This is a genomic window from Sorangium sp. So ce124 (genome assembly GCF_051525235.1).
GTDB lineage: Bacteria > Myxococcota_A > Polyangia > Polyangiales > Polyangiaceae > Sorangium > Sorangium atrum.
On the sequence record NZ_CP150312.1, the window covers coordinates 1,426,245 to 1,447,408 of the forward strand.

Annotated in this window: 14 protein-coding genes; 6 read left to right on the top strand and 8 right to left on the bottom strand. The window is 69.5% G+C overall.

The features are described from left to right. The first annotated feature begins 25 nt into the window (after positions 1–25). Together WMF19_RS05235 and WMF19_RS05240 are read left to right on the top strand one after the other, a co-directional pair. Complete coding sequence (locus WMF19_RS05235; RefSeq protein ID WP_437901595.1) at positions 26–928, top strand: helix-turn-helix transcriptional regulator; 903 nt, start codon at positions 26–28, stop codon at positions 926–928. Continuing rightward, the gene (locus tag WMF19_RS05240) at positions 921–1,592 is read left to right on the top strand and encodes a sigma-70 family RNA polymerase sigma factor (RefSeq protein WP_437898058.1); all 672 of its coding nucleotides are present in this window, start codon (positions 921–923) and stop codon (positions 1,590–1,592) included. Before WMF19_RS05235 ends, WMF19_RS05240 begins: the two co-directional genes overlap by 8 nt. On the opposite strand, the gene WMF19_RS05245 is transcribed toward WMF19_RS05240, so the two are convergent. Next, a complete protein-coding gene (locus WMF19_RS05245) occupies positions 1,528–2,442 on the bottom strand; it encodes a hypothetical protein (protein WP_437898059.1) in 915 nt (304 codons plus the stop codon). The two genes, WMF19_RS05240 and WMF19_RS05245, sit on opposite strands and share 65 nt — an antisense overlap. Continuing rightward, positions 2,415–3,386, bottom strand: a complete 972-nt coding sequence (locus WMF19_RS05250; RefSeq protein WP_437898060.1) for a ferritin-like domain-containing protein — start codon at positions 3,384–3,386, stop codon at positions 2,415–2,417. The genes WMF19_RS05245 and WMF19_RS05250 overlap by 28 nt, the downstream gene beginning before the upstream one ends. A 226-nt stretch (positions 3,387–3,612) precedes the next feature. On the opposite strand from WMF19_RS05250, the gene WMF19_RS05255 reads away from it, so the two are divergent. Further along, a complete protein-coding gene (locus tag WMF19_RS05255; protein ID WP_437327760.1) occupies positions 3,613–3,942 on the top strand; it encodes a DUF2325 domain-containing protein in 330 nt (109 codons plus the stop codon). 62 nt (positions 3,943–4,004) lie between these two features. Here the strand turns inward: WMF19_RS05255 and WMF19_RS05260 are convergent, their stop codons facing one another. The 5 genes from WMF19_RS05260 to WMF19_RS05280 form a co-directional block, all read right to left on the bottom strand. Then, positions 4,005–6,134 (bottom strand): caspase family protein, encoded by a 2,130-nt coding sequence (locus WMF19_RS05260; protein ID WP_437898061.1) that lies wholly within the window; start codon positions 6,132–6,134, stop codon positions 4,005–4,007. Positions 6,135–6,287: 153 nt separating this feature from the next. Beyond that, the gene (locus tag WMF19_RS05265) at positions 6,288–9,806 is read right to left on the bottom strand and encodes a caspase family protein (RefSeq protein ID WP_437898062.1); all 3,519 of its coding nucleotides are present in this window, start codon (positions 9,804–9,806) and stop codon (positions 6,288–6,290) included. A gap of 766 nt (positions 9,807–10,572) precedes the next feature. Beyond that, a complete protein-coding gene (locus WMF19_RS05270) occupies positions 10,573–10,791 on the bottom strand; it encodes a hypothetical protein (RefSeq protein WP_012233609.1) in 219 nt (72 codons plus the stop codon). Positions 10,792–10,825: 34 nt separating this feature from the next. After that, complete coding sequence (locus WMF19_RS05275) at positions 10,826–11,422, bottom strand: PH domain-containing protein (protein ID WP_437898063.1); 597 nt, start codon at positions 11,420–11,422, stop codon at positions 10,826–10,828. After that, positions 11,343–12,236 carry an NAD(P)-binding protein gene (locus WMF19_RS05280; protein ID WP_437898064.1) on the bottom strand — a complete coding sequence of 298 codons (894 nt, stop codon included), beginning with the start codon at positions 12,234–12,236 and terminating at the stop codon, positions 11,343–11,345. The genes WMF19_RS05275 and WMF19_RS05280 overlap by 80 nt, the downstream gene beginning before the upstream one ends. Before the next feature lie 493 nt (positions 12,237–12,729). Here WMF19_RS05280 and WMF19_RS05285 point away from each other — a divergent pair, with 493 nt between their 5' ends. The 3 genes from WMF19_RS05285 (at position 12,730) to WMF19_RS05295 (ending at position 14,632) form a co-directional block, all read left to right on the top strand. Next, positions 12,730–13,737 carry a P-loop NTPase gene (locus WMF19_RS05285; protein ID WP_437898065.1) on the top strand — a complete coding sequence of 336 codons (1,008 nt, stop codon included), beginning with the start codon at positions 12,730–12,732 and terminating at the stop codon, positions 13,735–13,737. Between the two features lie 92 nt (positions 13,738–13,829). Next, complete coding sequence (locus tag WMF19_RS05290) at positions 13,830–14,147, top strand: hypothetical protein (RefSeq protein ID WP_437898066.1); 318 nt, start codon at positions 13,830–13,832, stop codon at positions 14,145–14,147. Then, positions 14,144–14,632 carry a hypothetical protein gene (locus WMF19_RS05295; protein ID WP_437898067.1) on the top strand — a complete coding sequence of 163 codons (489 nt, stop codon included), beginning with the start codon at positions 14,144–14,146 and terminating at the stop codon, positions 14,630–14,632. Before WMF19_RS05290 ends, WMF19_RS05295 begins: the two co-directional genes overlap by 4 nt. A gap of 9 nt (positions 14,633–14,641) precedes the next feature. Here WMF19_RS05295 and WMF19_RS05300 read toward each other — a convergent pair whose 3' ends face one another. Continuing rightward, positions 14,642–20,950 (bottom strand): hypothetical protein, encoded by a 6,309-nt coding sequence (locus tag WMF19_RS05300; protein WP_437898068.1) that lies wholly within the window; start codon positions 20,948–20,950, stop codon positions 14,642–14,644. Between the last annotated feature and the right edge of the window lie 214 nt (positions 20,951–21,164).

Genomic DNA, 21,164 nt, shown 5'->3' on the forward strand with positions numbered 1-21,164 from the left:
CAGGAAACGAAACGCGATGACTACGATGGAGGATCTGCTCGGTGCGATGTGGCTCATTTCGCCGCTCGGGCTCGCGATGATAGCCTGCGTCGCGATCGGCTTCGCGGTCACCGCGCGCGAAGCGCTCGGACGCGAGCGCGGGCTTCGCGAGGCGCGCGAGCACGCGCAGGATGACGAGGCGGCAGCCCTCACCGATGCGAAGGAGCAGGCAGCGGCGGAGCGGGATCGATACCGGCGCCTGCTGGACTGTCACATCGATGCGGCGCTCGCAGAGCTGACAGACGTCCGCGCGCGCCCCGTCCCCAGGCCAGGCAGGGTCCTCGAGTCGCTCTGCGCGACGAACCTTTCGTGGAGGAGAAAGCTGGCCGAGAGCACGGGGCTATCGTCGAGGGAGGTGGAGAGGTTGCTCAGGAGCGACCTTCCCATGACGCCCGGCCTTGCCCGGCAGCTGGAGGCGTTCACCGGCACGCCTGCTCGGTACTGGGAGCGCCTGTGGCGGCTGCACGACGACTACCGGACCGACGCAGAGGAGACCGCGGTGATCCAGGTGGGCGAGCCCGTCACCAGGCGCGAGAGCTCGGCGCGTCCCGCGTCGGCATCGTCACCGGCGCCGAGCTCGGTGCCGCCGCCTCCGCCCACGATGCCTCCTCGCGCGCTCGACGTTCCTCCGCCCGTGGTGCCGTCTCCCGAGCTCGCGGCCAGGAGCCCGCGGGCGAAGCTCCCGCCGCCACCGGTGCCGCGGCTTCGATCGCCGATCCCTGTCCGCGCCCCCGCAGGGGCGGAGCTCGCCGGGCGAGCTGCGACGTTGACGAGCTTCCCACTGCAGCGTGATGAAGCGGGGGCGAGCTCCGCCAGCGCGTCCGATTGGGAGGACGCAGAGCGCTCTCCGCTGAACACGACACTTCCGGGAGTCGGGAGCCATGGGTGAGCGCCACCGTGCCTCGGATGCGGTGGACGTGGGCATGCGCCCCGAGGTGCGCGTTGCATTCGATTCCATCGTGCAGCAAAGGCCCATGATCAGGGACAGGCTGCGCCGGCTCCAGGTTCCAGAGTGCGACCGAGATGACGTGATGCAGGATATCCTGCTCTCCGTATGGAGGACAGTCGAGGCAGGAGCGGTCCCTGCGCGCGAGCACCTGTCGATGAAGCAGGCCACGAGGCGCTGGCTGGATGTGGTCGTGTGGCACCACACGACGCATTACAGAGAGTTCCAGCGTTGGTGGGAGAAAGGCCGCGATTCGTATGCGCATGCGGCGATCGATGACCCTATGCCGTCGCCGTTCGGGCAGGTGGAGGCGCGGCTCAGCCTCCGCCACCTGGACCGGATCGATCCTGCGCTGCGCGACGTCGTGGTGGACGCCGCTCTGGGACATACGGTGGAGGAGATTGCGGCCGAGCTCGGTCAGGACCCCAGCACGATCCAGGAGCGTCTGGCGCGAGGAAGAGAGCAGCTCCGGAGGACGCTGCGCTCGACTGCAGGGCGCCGCTGCCAGAATTCGTGCTCGCTGCCCTGGGGGACGGCCTCGGTCACTCCAGATCAGGCCGCGCGCTGCCCATGCCGATGGCCCACGCCATCGTGTAACGCGCGTTGATCTCGCACCGCGGGTTCCAGCGCAGCGCGCCGCGCTCGCCCTCCCAGCGGAAGGCGTCGATCCCGAACGGCCCGAAATAGCCCGCCGCGGCGAGCGCCTGCCCCGCCTCCAGCGCGGCCTCGACGAGCCCCCGGCGCTCGCCGTCGCCGAGGTCGCCCTCGCCGGCCAGGGAGGCCCCGAGGTACGCCCCGTTCGCGTCGCAGCGCTGGATGCACGCGTCTCCGAGGCGCACCGCGCCGCCGCGGGCGACGTGCCCGTGCAGCGAGAAGTCGCCGCGGCGCTCGACCCAGGGCTCGACCTGCAGGCCGCTGTCCGGCGACGCAGGGTCGAGCGACGCGACGGCCCAGGGCCGCGCGTCGGGCAGCAGGGCGCCGCGGGCGACACGGCGCCGGCCGCGCCCGGCGAACCCGAACGGCCGCTTGAGCAGCCAGTGGCCCGTCGGCGTGGGCTCCGCGATCGCGGCCTCGAGCTCGGCCAGCGAGGCGACGTAGCGCGCGCCGGGCAGCGTCTGGCCGAGGTCCGCGCAGAACCTCCGGTGGTTGACGCGCCGGAGCACGTCGAGCGGCGGCGCCTCCGCGAGGGCGACGCCGGCGCGGTCGAGGAGGCGCCGGGCGCGGGGCGTTGGGCACCACGCGCGGCCGACGAGCGGCGTTCCAGGAGGCGCCGGCGGCACGAGGGGCGAGGGGAGCTCGGGGCTCAGCACGACGTCGCCGGGGCGCAGCAGGGCCGAGACCCGGCCGGCGAGCTCGGGCGCCCGGCCGGCGACCGCGGCGCGCGGGGTGTACCCCGCGGGGCGCGCCAGCTCCTCGTCGGCGTCGAAGTTCAGGACCCAGGCGCTCGCTCGGTCCATGAGGCCAGCGCGTCGAGGAACGGCTCGGAGAGGCCGGAGCGGCTGCGGTCGCGGCGGTTCATCGGCTCGCCCCGCATCAGCAGCGGCGAGAGGGGCGGCGGGATGTGACGGACCCAGGCCTCGAAATCGCTCGCACCGGGCGGCGGCGCGGCGTCGTCCGGCCCACGAGGCGCGGCTCCGCCCGTGGCGGCCGGAGCGCCTGCGGCAGACGTGGAAGGCGCGGCCTGGCCGGCGGTCCCGCTCGCCTGCGTGAAGCGGCGGAACCAGCGGACCCCGAAGCGGACGTGCGGGATCTCCTCCGCGCCGACCTGCTCCGTGAGCGCGGCGCCCTCGAGGTCGCCGATGGCGCGGAAGCGCTCGGCGAAGCGCGCCGTGTGGTCGAGGTTGCCCCCCTCGAGGCCCATGCCCATCACGGCCACGAACTGCGCGGGCGACGCGGCGGCGGGCACCCGCGTCCAGAACCAGTCGCGCACAGGGAAGTCGCCGAAGCGGTGGCCGATCGCGGCGAGGTACGCGGCGTAGAGCCGCATGTGGCGCACCTCGTCGAGGGCGATCCTGACGAGGCCGCCGCGGAAGGCGCGCGGCGTCTCGGGGAAGGCGAGCAGCGCCCAGGCCATGAGCTCCGCCGCCTGGAGCTCGTGGTGCAGGAACGCATGGAAGAGCTGCGCGCGGCGCGCCGGATTGCGCAGCGCCTCGGGCCCCGGGCTCTTCTGCGCGCGCTCCGAGATGCGCAGCGCGGCGGGCCGTCCAGGTCGCTCGAGGCGCCGCGGCGGGGCGGGCGCGGCGCCCGGCGCCGACAGCTTGGCATCCGACTCCCAGAGGGAGGGCACGGGCGGCGGAGCGAGCTTGTGCTCGAGGTCCGTCGAGAGGACGTAATCCCAGGCCCAGCGCTCGACGGTGCCGGGCGGGGGCGCGTCGCTGGGCGGTGCGGGGGGAGACGGCATGGCGGCAGGAGAGGGCGGGCCGCTCTCGTACCACAGCGCCGGCGCGCCCGCGCGCCCTCGTGGCCAGCACTGCGGAGCCCGCGCGGTCGCCCTGTCACGATGACAAAGGTCCCGGCGCCTCACCGACAATTTGCCCGGAAATCCCCGGGAATAGACCAGAACGACGGGTTTTGCGCCGAGATGACCGCTCGAGAAGCGTGGCTTACGCCTTGCTCTGAGACACGGCATGAAGGCGGAGCGGCGTTCCCAGGCGGTCGACAGGAAGCGCGAGGATCAGACGGTGCTCGTCATCGGGGGCAGCGGCGGCATGTCGAGCCGCTACCGCGATGTGGTCGAGAAGCACGGCTGGTCGCTGCGCCATTACGAGAACCGCGTGCCGCCGGGCGCGCGCCACGGCGTGGGGAGGATCGCGCTCATCGTGATCATGGTGACGATGGTCTCGCACGCGCTGCGCGATCAGATGCAGACGCTCGCGGCGGACGGGGCGCCCGTCGTGTACCTGCGCAGCGCCTCCGTCTCGGCGCTGCGGGCCGCGCTCGAGCAGCGGGCCGCCTGACGAGGGGCGTCGCGCGCCGGGACGAGCAGGCACTCCGTGTCACGTACCCGCTCCATCGAGGCTCACTTCCGCCGCGTGACGACGCGGAGCTGTCTCGCGGTCCACGCCTCACCCGGCGCTGACCTGGGGCGCACGTCGCGCAGCGTGTTCTCCTCCGCGTCGAGCGCCTCGCGTAGCCGGAACAGCGCGTCGTATGCGGCCGCGTCCCTCGTGGCCAGCGACCGGGTCACGGGGCTGTCGATCGACGTGTGCAGGAGCCACCAGAAATCCGCATCGCCGAGGGTCGCGAAGATCTTGATGACGTCGAGCGACGAGGCGCGCCCCTGGGAAAGGAAGAACTGCAACGCAAAACGGGCCTCGCTCCTGGCGTCCACGGTGGAATATCGCCGCGTGGGGAGGATGTGCCCCTCAGGCGGCGGAGGTTCGAGGGCACGGATCCCCCAGTCATCGCCGAGATCGACGACGGCGATGTTGACAGGGCTGTCGCTCTCGTTCACGACGTGGACGAACAGCCAGTTGTCAGGCTCGATGACGCACGCGTCGCCGTCCGGCTTGATCACGGTCCCGCCCTCGGGCGGCCTGCTCTCCGACCACCCCTGCGGCGGGGCGAGAAGCTCGATGCGGATACGGTCCTTGAGCCCCGAGGTCGGATCGGCGACCTTCAGGATGGCCTGATACCGGAGGAGATGGATCAGCCGATCGACGACGACCTTGGCGGCATCCGGTGCGCCGATCGCCACCGTCCCCACATTCCGGATGGCCTCTCCCGACGGGTCCCAGATCTCGTAGCGACGATCCTTGTCGAGAGCGACCTGGTAGTGCGGTGTCCCGCCGGAGACGAGCTCGAGGAACCCTCGCCCTCTCGTCTTGATCTCCGCGCCCACGGCGCCGAGCGCCTGATCCTGATCGATCTCGGGCGGCAGGTCGTTCCGGTGAAAGAGGTTGACCGCTCGCCGCAGCTCGATGGCTCCCAGGTCCTCGAGGAGCGCGGGCGCGCCCAGCGCTACAGCATCGATCGCGGCGCCCTCCTCCAGCGACGCCCAGCTCTCCACGGCCATCACCTTGAAGACGGTGGCGACTCCCGCGCGCAGGTTGACCTGCGTGAAGTCCGTGGTCCCCGGGGGGTAGATCCCGAATTTCGCGCCCACGGGGGTGCCCATCACGAGACCGGCGCTCAGCTTCACGTTCCGGTTCGGAGCGTCGATCCCGTCGACCCTCGCCGTGTGCACGACCGGCCGCAGCTCGGCCCCGAGGACCTGCCGCTCCTCCTGACCCAGGAGCTGGGGAGTCTGCGACGGATACTTGCCGTGCACGCTCGCGAGCACGCCCTCGTAGAGCGCCTTCCAGGTCTGGTCCTTGCTGAGCCCCTCGAGCGCCTCTAGGAACGCCGCGGTCAGCACGCCCGTCGACTGGCCACCTTCCGAGCGCACCTCGAGCGCGGTCTCCACGTCGCGGCACGCCGCGAGGAGCACGTAGTCCCTGGCCTCGGGGAGCCAGGTCGTGGCGATCGCCGCGCGCCGCCCGCTGCCCGTCGCTGCGAGCCGCGTCCACGCGGCGAACAGCTCGTCGTCGGGGGCTACGCCGTCCGTCGGGCGCTCCGCTGTATCGAGCGTGGGATCCGTGCCCTCGCGGGCGCCCGTCGCGCAGCGCGTCGCGATGCTGACTCCACGCGTCGCGCCGCCGGAGTGGCAGCTGTCGAGCACGATGGTCACGGTCGCCTGGTTGTTCCTCGTGAGCTGGTCGAGGTAATACGCGAGGTCGAGGTCGCGCAGGTAGCGCGAGCCGTCGCCGATGTCGGTCGGCACGAGCGTCTCGTCAAACCCGCCGGGCTTCAGGTCGGTGAACTTCGTGAGCACGCGGCCGCCGTGGCCGGAGTAGTGGATGTACACGTGGTCGCCCGGCTGCGTACGGGCGAGCAGCCCATCCAGCGCCGCCTTCATGTTCTTGTAGGTAGGCCAAGCGCTCTCCGGCCCACCGGGCACCTCGTCCCCGACGTTTGACGAGAGGAGCGTCCTGATGTCGTGCGGCATGGTCACCCGCGCGCGCAGGGCCTTCTCGACGCGGTCGACGTCGCTCACGCAGCCGTGCAGCGACAAGTACGTCGCGCCGTTCGGGAGAGAGTTCCGAAAATAGAAGTCGATGCCGATGAGCAAGGCCCGGAACGTCGGGCTCGACGTCCGCGGTTCGCTCATCCTCGCGTCGTGGGGGCCGGAGCTGCGTTGGTCGTTCATGAGGTCTCTCGAACGGGTGGATTATCGATGTCGGGCTTCGGCGCAGATCACCTGGGATAGGCGATCTTGATGAAGTCGATATGATCGCGCTTCGACCATTTAGATCTAGGCGCGCTACTCTCCTCTCGCTGTCAGGAAACTCCATGCCTCGTTCTCGTAGCCGGGAGGCGCGCCGGACTCGAGGTATTTGGCGTAGGCCATCGCCGCCTCCCCTCGGATGTCGCTCCTGGCGCGGGCACGGAGCGCCCTGCCCAGATAAAGAAACGCGGCGGAGTCCGTGGGATCCTGCTGCGTCACCCATCGCAGCTCGCTCACTGCGCGGTCCAGGTCACGCCTGCTCCTGAAGAGCACGCGGCCAAGGTGATAGTGCGCCGCGGTCGACAGCTTCCCCTCCTTTTCCTGGATGAACGCTTCGAGCGCCTCGATGCTGTCCTTGTAGTTCTCAAGCATGGAGTAGGCGATCCCACGCCACAGGAGTCGGTTGGGTATGTCAGCGCGCTCGAGCACGGCGAGCGCACGGCGGGCCGGCTCGCGATCGAGGTTCGTGAGGCACGCGCGGGCGCTGTCGAGGAGCCTGTCGTCGAACGCGATCTCCTCCATTCCCTCTCCGGTGATGTCCACGTTAAGGGTCGCCGGGATCATCCCGAACAGCCCTCGCCACGTCAGCGCGGTCGGCTGGGCTGCTCTCAGCACCTTGACCATCTCGTAGGTCAAGAGACCGTGAACCGCGTCGCCGGAGCCGGGCGGCGACAGGGGCATGAGCTTCTCGACCATCGGCCAGTCGTCGCTCGTGCTTGCCATGTTGATGGATCCATTGAGCGCGGTCAGCCTGCCGACGCGGGGGGGAACCTCGAAGCCCCGGGGCCCGATCAGGACGCGTCGAAGCGGGACCGGCCGCGGATCCGCCTCGACGTACCTCGCCCCTTCAGCGGATGTCCTGCTCGTCCAGCCGGCGTCCATGATGGTGACGAGCCGCGCCGAGCCCCGACCGGCGAGCTCGTCGAGCTCGCGCAGCGCGATGTCGAGCACGCCTTCGCTCCGCCCGTCCGCGCTCACGATCGTCGGATCACCTTTCGCGTCGAAGGAGCCGTTGCCGGCAAAATAGAAGAGCGCGGCAGCGTCCTCCGGCCTCGCGGCGAGGTCCTTGAACGCCGCGACGATCGTGGCGCGGCTCGCGGCGCCGTCGAGGAGCAAGCACACGTTCTCCGACAGGAACCCGTACCGATCGATGAGCACCTGAACCAGCGCGTGCGCGTCGTTGACCGCGCCCCGGGGGCGGGGCACGCCCGGATGGCCATACGCGTCGATTCCGACGATGACAGCGAAGCGGTTGCCTTGCTCGAGCCGCGTGATGAGCGTGGTCACGTCCTTTGCCAGCGGCGCCTGCTCCGTCGGGGTAAAGGCGCCGAGGTATCCATGGAGCGAGCCGGCCGCGGCCTCCCGCTGTCCAGCGCCGATCTGGGCGACGCCGACCGCCATGAGCGCCTCCGGCTCGGTGGGCGCGCGCGCGCTCGCCGACGCGGCCAGCGCCTCCGCTGCCCGAACGTACGCTCCTTGCTCGAGGAAGCCGCGACCGGCGGCGTAGTGCAGCTCGGGCGGCGGCGCGGGGAACGTGCGAAGGACCGCAGCGTAGCGCGCCTCGAGCTCGTGGCGCGCGAACCCGTCGAAGCGTCGGCGCCGGCTCAGCTCGAAGAGGGTGAGATGGTCAATGCTCACCGGATCGAGGCGGTGGGACAGAGGTCCTGTCCCGCTCAGGTGCGGATCTTGCTGACGCTTGCTCCAACGTGTGTGCATGGTCGCCGCGATTCTGTCCCTGAGCTCGTCCAGCGTGGTGCCAGGTAGCGCCGTCTTGAGCTGCTCGACCAGCGCCCATGAAAAGAGCCCGCGGCGGCCGTAGCGCTCATCGATGGGCACGGTGATGGCATACTGTCCGGCGCCGGCTCCGAACAGGGCGGCGTAGGATGCACCGCGGGCGAGCTCGATCAGCTTCGGCGATATGTTCGTGTCCAGGATGAGCGTCTTGCGCCGTGAGCGGATGCGCTGGAGGCTCCTATGAACCTCGTCCTGCGCGATCGACGCGTCGGGGGGCCCGGCGTCCGCTGCTGCGCCGCCGCTGCTGACGCGGTAGGGAAGGATCATGGAGGCTCCGGCGGGCGAGGGGCCGCTCATGCCGCTGTAGAAGACGACCACCGCGTCATCCTCGGACGCTGAATCGACGAGCTTCTGCAGCGCGCTCAGGATGCCGTCACGCGTTGCCTGGGGCCCGCAGAGCAAGGTCGCGTCGCCGGCGGCGAAGCCCCACCGGTCGATCAAGACCTCGCGGAGCGAGCGCGCGTCTTTCTCCTCCCCCACGTCCTCGCTCGTCCCCCGGGCATCGTGGTTGACGCCGATCAGCAGCGCGCGCCGGGTGCCCGCGCTCGCGCGGCGCTCCGGATTCGTCAAGAGATCGCGCGCAAAGGTCGCTCGCGGGTCGTCGGGGGCCTTCGCGAGGAAGAGCTCGAGAGCTTGCCTTGCCGCGCCCTCGCCGTGCGCCTTCGCGAGCGCGAGGCCCAGGTAGTACGCCGACTCGACGGCGCCCTCTCCGCCCTGGCTCACCACGGCCTGGAAGATCGGGATGGCGCGGTCGACGTCCCCGGCATCGAGGCGCGCGAGGCCGAGGTCCACCGTGTTTTCGACGAAGAGCGCGCTGGCCAGGTCCATGCTGACCCGATCGGCCAGGAGCCGCGCGATGTCGGCGAGATGGCGGCCGAGCACCAGCCGCTCCTCGATGTCGAGCGTCGACCTCCAGGCGAGTGGCAGGCTGTTGTCGAAGCCGTTTCCGCTGATCCAGGGGTGTTGCGGCGTGGGCTCCGTGGCCTCCGTCACGTTCTTGCTCACGTAATCGTAGAGGCTGCTCACGGTCACCTTGCCGGTGTCGTCCTCGGCGGCCTCGCCGCGCAGCCCTTTGAGGAGAAAGTAGGTGAAGACGCCGTGGCCGCCGTCCCACTGCGCGCCTTCTTGCGCCGTCTCGTTCGCTCGCGTCGACGAGATCGTCGCGATCCCCGCCTGCGCCTTGCTGAGCGCTTCCGCCTGCTGGTTCATCACGTCGCCCGCGTCGACGCTCCGCGCCCGCGTCGAGCCGCCGATCGGCGAGCCGTGGCAGGTATCGACCAGGATGAGCCCTCGCTCGGCCAGCACGTAGTCGTTCAGGGCGTTCTGCACCTCCCGCATCGGCAGGGCCGTGGACCCGACGTCTCTGGGGTCGGTGTCCCATGTGATCAGATAGAAGATGTTGCCTCGAGCCCCCACGTCCGGCTGGCCGTGGCACGCGAAGTAGAGGACGATGATATCGTCCCTGGCAGTTTTCTTGAGGAAGCTCCGGAGCGCCCAGGTGATCCTGCCTGTCGTCGCCTGCTCATCGAGCAGGAGCTGGACATTGGCGCTCTTGAAGCCGCAGCTCGTCTTGAGGAGCTTGTCCAGGTCCTCCGCGTCGCGAGCCGCGTATCTCAAGTTGAGGCCCGCATCTTTGTACCTGGATATCCCCACGATCACGGCCCACTTCTCCGCGTAGTTGCCATAGAAGGAAGGGCTGATCGGCCGCACGTTTCGGCCGCTCGGAGGCTCGTTCGCGTCGCTTTCCTTGGGATCCGCCATTGTTCCGCTCTCCAGCCTCCGGCGTGCGGAGGGGTGCTCGTCTTCCCATGACCCTGCGTGGCAGCCCGGGACGGGCAGGCTCTGAGCGCGGCTTCATCAAACTTGTCTTCATCGTCACAGGCGCCGGCGTCAAAGGCGTAGCGCTGATCCGCGCGGCCTCCGCGCTCGCGCTCTTGCCGTCCACCGGCCGCCAACGTGGGAGATCGACGACGAAGAAGGAGAATCGACACGGGTCAGGCGTCGGTCACGACCCTCTTCGATGGTCCTCGGTAATCGGTAAGAGGAGCCATTCACGGCCGACGTCCTCTATCGTTTATCCACGCATCGAAGAGGCCCGCCTCCATGCCGCCGTCAGCCTGCGGGGCTGCAGCTCGCCCGGACCGGAACCGGAAGAGGAGCGGGGCTGCGAGTAGCAGCGGCGAGGGGCGGCGATAGAGGCCGATCGGGGATTCTCGCCGCGCGTTCGGAGGTTGCGTGGCCATGCAGCCTCCGATGACCCGGCGCCCGCGCGCGTCGCGCTCCGCCGCGGCCTCGCGCAGCTTGCTCCGCCGCGCCGTCGCGCTGCGCCGGCATCGAGGAGCGCGCGCCACCGCACGTCCAGCCGGCTCACGGCCGGCGGCCCGGCGTGAGCGACCGCCAGGTCCGCCGCGCGGCGCTCGGGGTCGCCCGGCGGCAGCGCCCGGCGAGTTCTCCGCGGTCGTCCGTCACAGGACGGGGTGCGCGCTGCGAGCTCGCCGAGGGGCGTGACGCGCCGTGCGTGGCGCCCTCAGCGCACGCCGACGAGGCGCTGCATGAGCCGCTGGAACTCGGGGACCGAGAGGTCGATGTGCTCGACGACGCGGCCGTAGAGCGTGGCCGTGGGCACGTTGCGGCCGTTGAACTCCTTCTCGAGCTCGGAGAGCTTCCAGAGGATGATGCGCTCGGCGCGGGTCAGGCCGTCGCGCACGTCCGGGAGCTCGTCGAGAGGGGATCGCCTCGGGGGCATGGTCGGGCTCCGATCTAGGCTTCGTGGGGCGGGCTCACTGCACGACGCCGAGCACGCGCTGCTGGCGCGCGAGCTCCGCCGCGTTCTTGAGCGCCTCGAACAGCTCGCGCGACGCCGGCAGCCCCCGGATGACGAGCTCCGGGTCGCTCGCGTCCTTCGTGAACACGCGGATCTCCGCGACGTCGAGCAGCCGCTGCATGAACGTCTGGCGGAGGTCGATGTCGAGGACCCGCCAGAGCTGCAGGGTCTCGATCCGGCGCGTGAGCAGGCCGGCCTCGTAGTCGATCGTGCGATCGGTGATCTTGTAGCGGAGGCTCTTGCGCTTCCAGTGCAGGATGCCGAGCCAGATGAGGCCCACCAGCACGAGCGAGAGCACGCCCGCCGCCAGGTAGGACCAGAACCACGCCTTCCAGCTCGGAGTCCCCTCGAAGAGGACGCGCGCCGCGCCCGGCGCGGGGGCGAGCGCGCCGCCGGCCGGGGCGGCGGGGGTGAGCGCGCCGGGAGCGGGGGCGAGCGGCGCAGCGAGGGCCGTGGCGGCCACGGGCGCTCGCTCATCGAGCATGCTGCTGCAGAAGCGGCACTTGATCGCGGCGTCCTGGATCTGCTCCGCGCAGAAGGGGCACGGTTTCACGTCGGCGATTGTAGTACGGCGCCTGCCGGAAAGCGCGCTCGCAATCACGCCTGCCGGTTATGCGGAGCGCCCGGCCGGCGTGCCCGGGGCCATCCGTGCGAGGAGACCACGCGGCCGGTCTCGATCTCGCCGCCGCGCGCGCGCGCAGGATGGCCGCCAGCGCGACGATGAGCGCCCGCGAGCCGGTGCGCACGATCGGCCAGCCCGCCGCGTGCGCGGCGAGCGCGAGCGCGAGGCCGAAGGACGCCGAAAACAGCGCCTCGAGCGGCAGGAACGAGTGCGCCGCGCAGCCACCGAGCAGCCCGCGCGCGGCGTCGCCGCGGAAGGTGTCGCGCGCGAGCCCCGCCGCCGACCGGACGCCGGAGATGCCGAATTGCGCGAGCAGGAGCGGGTGGCGCGGCCGGAGGCGCCGCGGGCCGAGCAGCTCGGCGAGCAGCGCGTCGCCCTGCGCGAGGAGCGGCGCGAACAGGTCGCGCCAGGACGCCGAGTCCTCCTCGTCCAGCGTTTCCGCTATGCGGCCGAGATCCGGATAGAGCAGGGCGGCCCTGCCGTGGGGCAGCGGGTGGGCGAGCGCCGCCTCGGCGTGGATCCACGCGACGCCGTGCTCCGCGAGCGGCAGCATCTGGAAGAACGGCGAGAACACCGCGGTGGCGTGGATGGCGGAGCAGACGTCGTGACGGAAGTCGGGGCCCGTGAGCTCGGCCGTGCGCGCGCCCCTGCCGATCGTGTCGCGCGCCTCGAACATGCGCACCGCGAGCCCGGCGCCGGCTAGCGCGACGGCCGCGGCGAGCCCGTTCGGGCCCGCCCCGATCACCACGGCATCCACGGCGCGAGGCCCCGGGCAGCCGGGATCGGAGGAGGAGGTACCCGATCGAGGGTTGAAGGGAAACGAAAGCATTGCTAAGCCAGGCGACCGAGCGTGTGGGCAAGGCAGGCGTGCCGCTCCGCGGCGTCGTTCGCTCCGAGATCGACGACGTGGGCGGTGGCCGCCTCGGCGCCGGCGTCCCCGAGGCGCGCTCGCGGCGGCGACTCCCTCACGCCTCGCTGGTCAGGTGCGCGCGTAGCTCCCCGTAGGACCGGATACGGAGCGGCGCCTCGATACAGCTCTTCCACCCGTCATCGAGCGCAACGCGCACGCTCGCCGGCAGGCCCCGCACTTTTGTACGTTACGTGAACTGCCGGTCGTTGGCGGGAATTCTTGACAGGTCGGAATGGCTTTGCGCGGAGGCTTTCCTCCCGCTGTCGAAGGGCGAAGCGACTTGCAGCGCATGCTTAGAAGCGGTAGTGACCCGGCGAAGAGACGTCCCATGCCCGCCCGGACGAGCGCTATGCCGAGGGAGATCACTCTACACGTTTTTGCGTCGGCCAAAGGGGGCGTTGGCAAGTCCACGCTCGCGGTCACGTGCGCCAAGCTGCTCGCTGAGGGGCGCGACCGCCTCCCGGTCGTCGTCGATGCGGACATGACCGGCACTTCGCTCGCGGACGGCCTGCGCCTGCTCGCACCCGACGCAACGCTGCTCTCGGATGGGACGGTTGACATCGAGGCGGCGCCCACCGGCAGGTTCCTGTCGCGCGAAGATGTCAAGCGCCTCCGGCGGCTCCGGCGCGATTCCAGGGACAAGCGCGGGCTACCTCCGCCGTTTCTGAACGACGCGCTTCGGCCATTCCTTCTGGGAAAGGCGGAGGAGCTGAAGGATCCACGAATCGACGGCTTGCTGTGGCACCACGAAGCCGATGACGACGTCTGGTACTTGCCCTCTTCCGCCCTTCGTGAGGACGTCGTGGAGAGCCTGCGATGGTTCACCCTCGAACCGTACGATTGGATGGGCGCTATGACGGTTGTCCTCCATCGTCTGTCGGTGCAGTGGCCCGAGGTCTCGGACGTCGTCGTGGATCTGCCTCCCGGGCTCTTCGGCTTCGGTGCGGAGATGCTGCGACTCGCCAGCGCGATCCAGCAACGAGAGCGGCTCGAAGGGTACCCCGACTGGACGAGCGGCGACGTCGTTTGGGACGCGCGGGTCTACGTCGTCACGACGCCGGACGACAACGATCTGCTGCCCGTCTACGAGAACGTCATCCTACAAGCGCGCACGTTCGGGGCCGCCCACGTCCTGGTGAACAAGAGCGTTGCTCCGCTTCCGCAGCCGGCTGAGATCGTGGGTGAAACGCTGGGGCTCCTGATCGACGAGCGACGCCTTCATCAAGTCCCTCTGCTGACTCCGACGCTGGGGAGGATCTTCGTGGACGGCGCGTTGCGTGTCGACGACGATGTTCGACGGCTGGCCACCCTCTTCACCTCCGAGGTCGTTGCGTGAGTGCCGTGGCCTACGTTCCGAGAGACGACGATTCCCCGCCTCGCGCCAAGCCGTTGCCGCAAGCGCTGTTGACGGGAGGCGGCGAGCCGCCCATGCGGCTTCCTCCCCAGCTCGTCTACCGCCCAGGTGCCCGCGAGCTGCTCTTGCGGATTCCAGGGCCGGCGCGCACCTTGATCGCCGAAACCTGCCGTAAGATCCCCGAGTTCTTCGGCGCAGGTGCGCGATTCGTCCTCGACGCGATGGTCGATGTAGGTGAGGTCACGGTGGACCACCTGCTCTATCTCGTGATCGTGGCGGAGCTCAATGCATCGGATGCGGGACGAGCGCTCGATCGATTTCAGGAAGAGTGGTGGATCGACAACGTCGAGCGGGGACAGGGGAGTGTCCACATCGGTCTGGAGCTTCTATGAGCTTTCGATGGGAAGCGTATCTCGATCTCGCGCAGCAGCTGGCGATGGGACCGGTGGCGCCGCCAGCCCCGCCGGAGGGCGAGGGCGGGGAACAGGCACCGCCGCCCGCAGCACCACCGGGGCCCTCGGAGGCCGCTCTGCGAACCGCGGTGAGTCGAGCATATTACTCCGCGTATCACCTCGCGCGCGAGTATGTCGAAAGCAAAAATTTAGCTTCCGTGGGCAAACTGGAGTCCCATACGTCCGTGTGGAAGGCGCTTGAAGCCACCCGAGGAAAACCGAGACCCCGCCAAGAAATTGCCATCAGCGTAAAGGGTTTCGCACTGATGAAGGCGCGCAAGGACGCCGACTACGAGATCGATCGCCCGCCCTCCGCGCCACCATCTACACCCGAAGCGCGACAACGTTATTGGAAGGGTCAGGCTGACCTCGCCGTGAAGCACGCAGGAACCATCCGGGATCTGCTGGCGCAAATCCGGACCTGATCGCTTCGATCATCTGGACTCCAGCGCCGCTATCAGCTCGCGCATGCGCTCATCGTCCTTGAACGCGGGCTTGGTGGAGAGCGCCCGGATCTGCTCCACGAGCGTGGTTCTTACGGGCGCGTTGACGAAGAGCGCCACCCGTCCAACGCCGGCTACCAGTGGCATGGCATCAACATTCCGGCGCGCCGCTTCCTCGAGCACGCCATCCAGAACGGCGCCGGTTCGGTTGGGGTCGCGCGCTGCAGTGCCGAGCAGCAGGAAGGTCAGCGCCATGGGCGCCAGCGGATCGCCGAGCCGCTCCTGCACGGCGTGCGTCGCCTCCGCCTCGGTGACGTCCGTACCACGGGTCGGATAGAGGGCCGGCAACACCTGCATGCGCCACCTGCTCGCAATATCCCCTCCCGCCGGTAGGGCGCGGATCCGCGAGAGCAGCTCTTGACGTTCTTCCTCCGAGAGAGAGCCGGCGTGAACGCCGGCCTGCATCACAACGGGTAGGAACAACGCCTGCTCCCCCGCATCCATCGTTTCGGGGTTTTCCGGCAGGCGTCGAATGCGCGCAAGCCGAGCGGGTCCAGGTACGCGAGCGAAGGCATTGGGATCGATGCGGAGTAGCGCGACGAGCGCCAGATCGCTGATGTTGTCGGGCGCGTACCAAGGCAGCACGGACCGAAGCCCCGGGCTCTCATCGAGCCGACTTGCGAGACCGACAAGGCTATCGATCATGGCGGGCTGCCATGCGAGGCGATACGGGATGGCGCCGGGCGACGGAATCGCGGTGTCGACGAGGAGATCGGGGAGCTGCATGGCTGCCAGCGCATAGAGCGCCGTGGCGAGCCGATGATCGAACTTCTCGCGGCCGAATCCGCGCGGGTCGAGGCGGTCCATGGGGGTCGCATTCGGCGGTGCGAGCGCCGTAAGGCTCAGCAGCGCGGCGTTGCGGGCGTCCGAGGGAAGCGCGTCGAGCTGAGCGCACAGCCATTGGAAGAGTCGGTACGTGAGCCAGAGCCCGTCGCGTATGGAGAGAACCTGGCTGCGCGCGATATCGAACAGCACCTGCGTGCAAAGGCGCAGGAGTGAAGCTTCGGCAGCGGCGAGCGTACCTGGGGCAGGCGCGGCTATCGTTCGAGCGAGGACCTTCCGAAGCACGTCCGGCAGCTTCTCCCTCAGATCGATGCTCTCACCGGAGGGCAGCTTCAGCAGTGGCTTTCGAGCCGCGCCCGCGCGGAGCAGCAAGATAGACTGGCCCACCCGCGCGATGGGGTGATCCTCGCAATTCTCGACGATATCGAGCGCGCTGGCGACGCGCCCCTCGTAATTGTCCGCGAGCATGTGCCTGACGGCCCCGAACATGAGATCCCCCGGCACATCGAAAGCCATCTTCAACAACGAATCATCATCTTTTCGCGCGTACCACAAGCCATGTTCGTCGTAAGCACGATCGAACACGAGACGGCCGAGCTGCTCGTCTTCCGGGCCGAGTTCCTTCGGCTCGGACAGGATGGAGCGAAGCTCGTGGAGCGTCGGCTTGGCGCCGCTCGAACCAATACCTCGGGAGCGCGGCCAGCGCACCAGGTACGTGGGATCGTCGCGCACCGCTCGCCAGAGCGCCGACGCGGCCCTACGGGCGACCGCGCGGCGGATCGACCTCCGCGAGGGATGGCGCGCGAGGCCGGCGAGCAAGCGATACGCGCGACCATCGTGAGGCCCCTGCGCCTGCATCAGCACAGTCGCGAGCTCCCGCGTTTTGTCGTCATCGGGCGCTTGCCGCAGGAGGATTGCCTCGGAGGGGGCGATCACGTCGAGGCTCGCCGACGTACGCTCCACCGGAAACCCGAACCCCACGAAACGCCCGCTTGGATCCGAATCGAGCTGCGTCTCCGGTCGTGCGCCGAACGCGAGCACGTCTTCCTCCGCTATCGTTCGTTTCGGGATGCCTGGGCCCGAAAGATCGATTCCGCGGACGCTGGTGGGTCGCCACGTCCAGAGCGCGGAGAGGATGGCTTCGGCCTCGATCGCCACGCTCGTGAAGTGAAGTCCGCCGGGCGGGTGCCTTACCTCGACCGCGTGGTCGAGCGCCGCGGCGATGAGCGGGCGCCGCGCCTCGTCACTCTCGCTGTCGACGAGGAGCCAGACCTCGCGAACCCCACGCTCGTACGCGGCGCGTCGTTGTCCATCGGGCCCCGCCCAGGACTGAACGAACTCCCATAGCGTAGTCAGCGGGCCATCGACCTTTCGCTCCCAGTCGTCGCTGGCTGCGTTGCGCTCCCAGGCGAGCCGCGGATTCGACGCCGTGGAGGCCGCCAAGAAGCGAATCACCGTATCCAGGAAATCGATTCTCTGTCGCTGGGAGAGGGCTTCCGCGCGACCGAGTAGCGTCCGGCTCAGCGCCGTCGCGTCCGCGACGGGGAGTGGAGAGACCTCGGGCATTTCGGCGCTCGTCGGGCGGTCATCCAGGTCTCTTGAAGGCGTGCCGCAGAACGCACGGAACACGGCCGCTGCATACGCGGCGGCAAGGCGCAGGCGTGCTGTGTCGCCACCCAAGTGGCCCGGCTCCCGAGCCATCCACTCCAGCCGATCCAGGATGCGCGCCGGGGCGGCACCGTCGAGCCCCTTGTATTCGAGGAAGAGCGCCAGGATGTCGTCCTCTCCGAGCGCATCAGGGAAACCGAGCTCCGCCAGCTTCCAGAGCGCCTGATGGCGTTGTGTCTTCTCGACCGGGGAGCCGAGCAGTGCGCGAAGCAGGATCGGCAGCGAGACGTGCCGCTCGGCGCCGGCGCGCAGGCGCTTGATCAGCGCCGCGCCTTCGCTCGCTCGATCGTGGAACGCGAGGAACGGCGCCGCCTCCGCGGAGAGCGGCGCAGTCGAGCCGAAGAAGTCCGCCGTCAGCCGCCACCACGAAGGATGGGCGGCGAGCGTGTCCGCGTAGCCGGCGGCCCACCGAAGCGGCTCCTCGATGAGCCGCCGAGCGTCGACGTTTTCCGGATCCAGCAGCGCGGGCAGGCCTTGCGGGTTCGGATCCGGAAGGATGTGCACGACACCATCGCGCATGCCGTCGACGATCCACGCATGGACGTCCGCCGCCAGCTCTGCCGCCTTCCGATCCGCGACCGCCTCGGCTTGTCGCCCGAGCAGGCTCCTCCACTCGTTCTCGCCGATGTGCGCCCCCGGGAACAGATCGAGGAAGGGCCTCAGCGCACCGTGCTCGTGCAATCTCTCCAGGAAAAATGCGCTCACCAGCACTTGCGCCGGGATCGGGTCGGGGCGCGGAGTTTCCTTGTCCCGCTCGAAGAATGGGCCGAGAGCCGACGTGACGCCTGCCGAGATATGCCCGTCCTCCGCGAGCCACTGGATGACCACGTGTGGAGAGATTCGTCGCTCCTCGGGTATTTCGGTGCGGCCGCTCGCATCACGCAGCTCTCCATCACCTGCCGAAGCGAGGATCATCAGACCGCGTTGCAACGCGATCTGCTCGTCGGACATCCCCTTCTGCTCCGGCCCGGCGACGAGGCGCGGCAACGGGGCCAGCGCGGCCACCGTTTCGTTCAGCCCCTCGCGGCGCTGCTCGTCCGCCTGGGCGTTCAGCGCCCCGCGATCTTCGACGACGCGCATCCACGCGCTGCGGAAGAGGTGGACGCTCCCTCCCGCGATCCTCTCTCGCACTGCTGCAAGCAACCCGAGCGCGCCGAGGAGGTACAGCTCCACCTCGGAGACGAGCTGCTGTGATGCTTCCAGCCGGAACCCCGACGGTACATCGTTGAGGCCCACCGGAGGTGAGAACGGGACCTCGCCCGAGTTGCCATGAATGAGACGAGCGATCACCACCGGCACGGCGACGGGTGGCGCGACGGCACCGCAGAGCAGGGCCATGGGCAAGTTCCCCTGCTTGCCGAGCCGCTGTACCAGGGTCGTAAACTGGCTCTGCGCGCGCATCCAGCCGATCATCTCGGTGGTCGTCATCGCTTGCACGAAGCCCGTGCCCTGAAGCAGCGCGAAGTCGATGCGCTCGCCGCCTCCTTCCAGCGCTCCGATCCTCGTGAGCAGTGCGAGCCGGACCCGCTCCGCGTTCGGATCTCCCGGGAACCTCCGCCGCAGCGTGGCGGCGATGAGCTGAACCCGGCGCCGCTGCTCGGCGTCCAACAGCGGAGCGCCCTGGAGCACGGCGAGCCGATGAAGATCGGCCACCGTCAGCACATCCGCGTGGGCCTCGAACGTCGTCCACGCTGCCTCGGCCGCTCGTTCGGACTGGTTCTGGGCGAAGAGAATCTGAGCGATGTGAATCTTGGCCGACACGTCGTGCGGGTTCGCCGCTGCGTACTTCTGCCAGCGATCGAGCGCACGCTCGGGGTGCGCCTGGTCGGCCGCGACGGCGAGCGCTCGGAGGATGCGTGGCCCGGCGGACGGCTCGTCTCCCTCGAGGAGGTCCCACGCTTTATCACCGCGCTGGAGCGCGAGGAGGCGCTCCGCGACCAGCACGCGCAGGCCACGGGTAGGCAGGGCCTTGTAGGCCTCCTGGGCATGCTCCAAGGCTTCGCTCTGCCGGCCCGCCTCCGAGAGGACGAGGGTCGTCTTCAGCTCGATCCGCGCGCGCCCGGGCAGCTCATTCGAGAGGCGCAGGACTTCGGCCAGTGCGCGATCCTGCTGGCCGGCGATCCGGAGGACATCGACGCGGTAGAGCCGACTGATCCACGGGTGATCATCCGACGGAAACACCTGGAGCGCGGCTTCGACGTGCCCCTCGCGCGCCAGGCGCTCCGCGGTCTGCATCGCCGCGCGAAGCGCCGCCTGTTGTTCCGTTTCAACCTGACCCGTTGTGGCCATCTCCGCCAGCGCTGAGAGCGCGTCCGTGTCGTCCGCGATCTGGAGGAGCGTCTGCCATACGGTGCGCAATGGATCGAGCGTCGCTGCGGGCAGCGGTGACGACATGACCTCCGGCAGCCGGGATTCAATGGCCTCTACGACCTTGGGCCGCACCTCCCGCGGAATGCGCGCGACCGACGGAGGTCGCTCGAGCGTCGTTTCCACGAGCGACGCGATCAAGACGCGCAGTGCTTCTGCATGGATCAACGGCCCTGCGTTCGGCGCATCGAGCGCTCCGAGCGCGAGCTGAGCCGCGCGTTCCGAATCGTGTTTTTTCGTAAGAAGCGCGACCGCCGCGAGCAGGGCGACGTCCGGCGAGGACACGAGGTCTTCGTCGGACGGGATGCGTCCCTCAGCGAGCTCGATGCGGAGCAAGACGTCGCGCGCCTCGCGCGCACCTTCCCCGGAGAGCGTCTCCGCGGCGGGGAGGAGCGCGCGCGCCTGCTCCACCTCTCCGAGCCCCGCCCAGAGGTTGGCTACGCGCACGCGCCTGCGTGCGTCGAGAGCGTCCGTGGGCATACGGTCAAGGAGTGCGCGCGCCCGATCCGTGTCTTGCAAGTTCGCCGAGCACATCGCGGCGCCGATCGCCGCGCGAGCAACCCACCCGCGCCACTTGTCCCCGTGGACCTCATTGGCCTCCCCCTGTCGCTCGGCCTCGACGAGGGCGCGCTCGAACGCCGTGCGTGCCTCTTCGAGCCGTCCTTTTTCAGCAAGGGCGTTACCCTCGTCCAGGGCCGCCTTCACCACCTGGCTTTCGACCGTGTCGGTCGCGCGATCCAGCGGCGTGACGATCGCGTGCGGCGTTTGCCCTGCGAGGCCGCGCGTCGCGTCGGCGATGCCCGCCCACGCGCTCCGCGCGGCGTCGGCCCAGGCGGCGCGTCGAGCCTCCGCCTTGCGAGCGTGCTCGGTGAGCTGCGCGGCGACAGTCGCGAAGGGCTCGGCGCCTGCGTAGCCTCCCAGGATCCATCGTTGGATCTCCCTCGCCGCGCCGCTCGCGAGCGCGTCTTGCACGGCGGGAAGCGGGAGCACCTCCGGCGGAAGCACTATCTCTCGGGTGAGACGCCGCAGGGCCTCGAGGCTGTTCTCGTGCGCGAGGCCTCCGAGCATCCGATCCCATCGTCGCTTCTGTGTTGGAGCAGCGCTCGCGCGCGGAGGGGGATGATTGCTCAGCCATTCGATCGCACGGTCGAGCACGTCGGCCTCGTCGTCGCTCGGCGTCTCCGGCAGCACCTCGCGCAACTCCGAGAGCCAGCTCGCGAGCTCCGGGGTGATGCCAGTATATACGAGGGACGCCGCGGCGAAGGGCACGCATGGCAGCGACTCGCCGTACCGACCTCCTTTGCCGATCCCGATCACCGCCAAGTCGAGGTCGGTCACCAGAACCCCCTCTTCGTCCTTGTCGAGCACGCCTGCGTGCAGCGGAAACTCGCGCGCCTCTTGCATGGTCCGCTCGCCGGCCACGATGGTGGACCCGCCGCCGGGAGCGTGGTTGGCGAACAGCACCGGTCGCCGCTCGGGGCCGCTCTCCTCGATGTGGTGCCCCTCGAAGAACACGCGCGAGCCCTCGGGCGTGAGCGCTGGGACGGCGAGGGCGCGGCACAGATCGAGCTTCGGGCGAACGTGCTCGCCGTGTAGGTCCGACGTGCGATCGAGGAAGTCGAGACAGATCAAGATA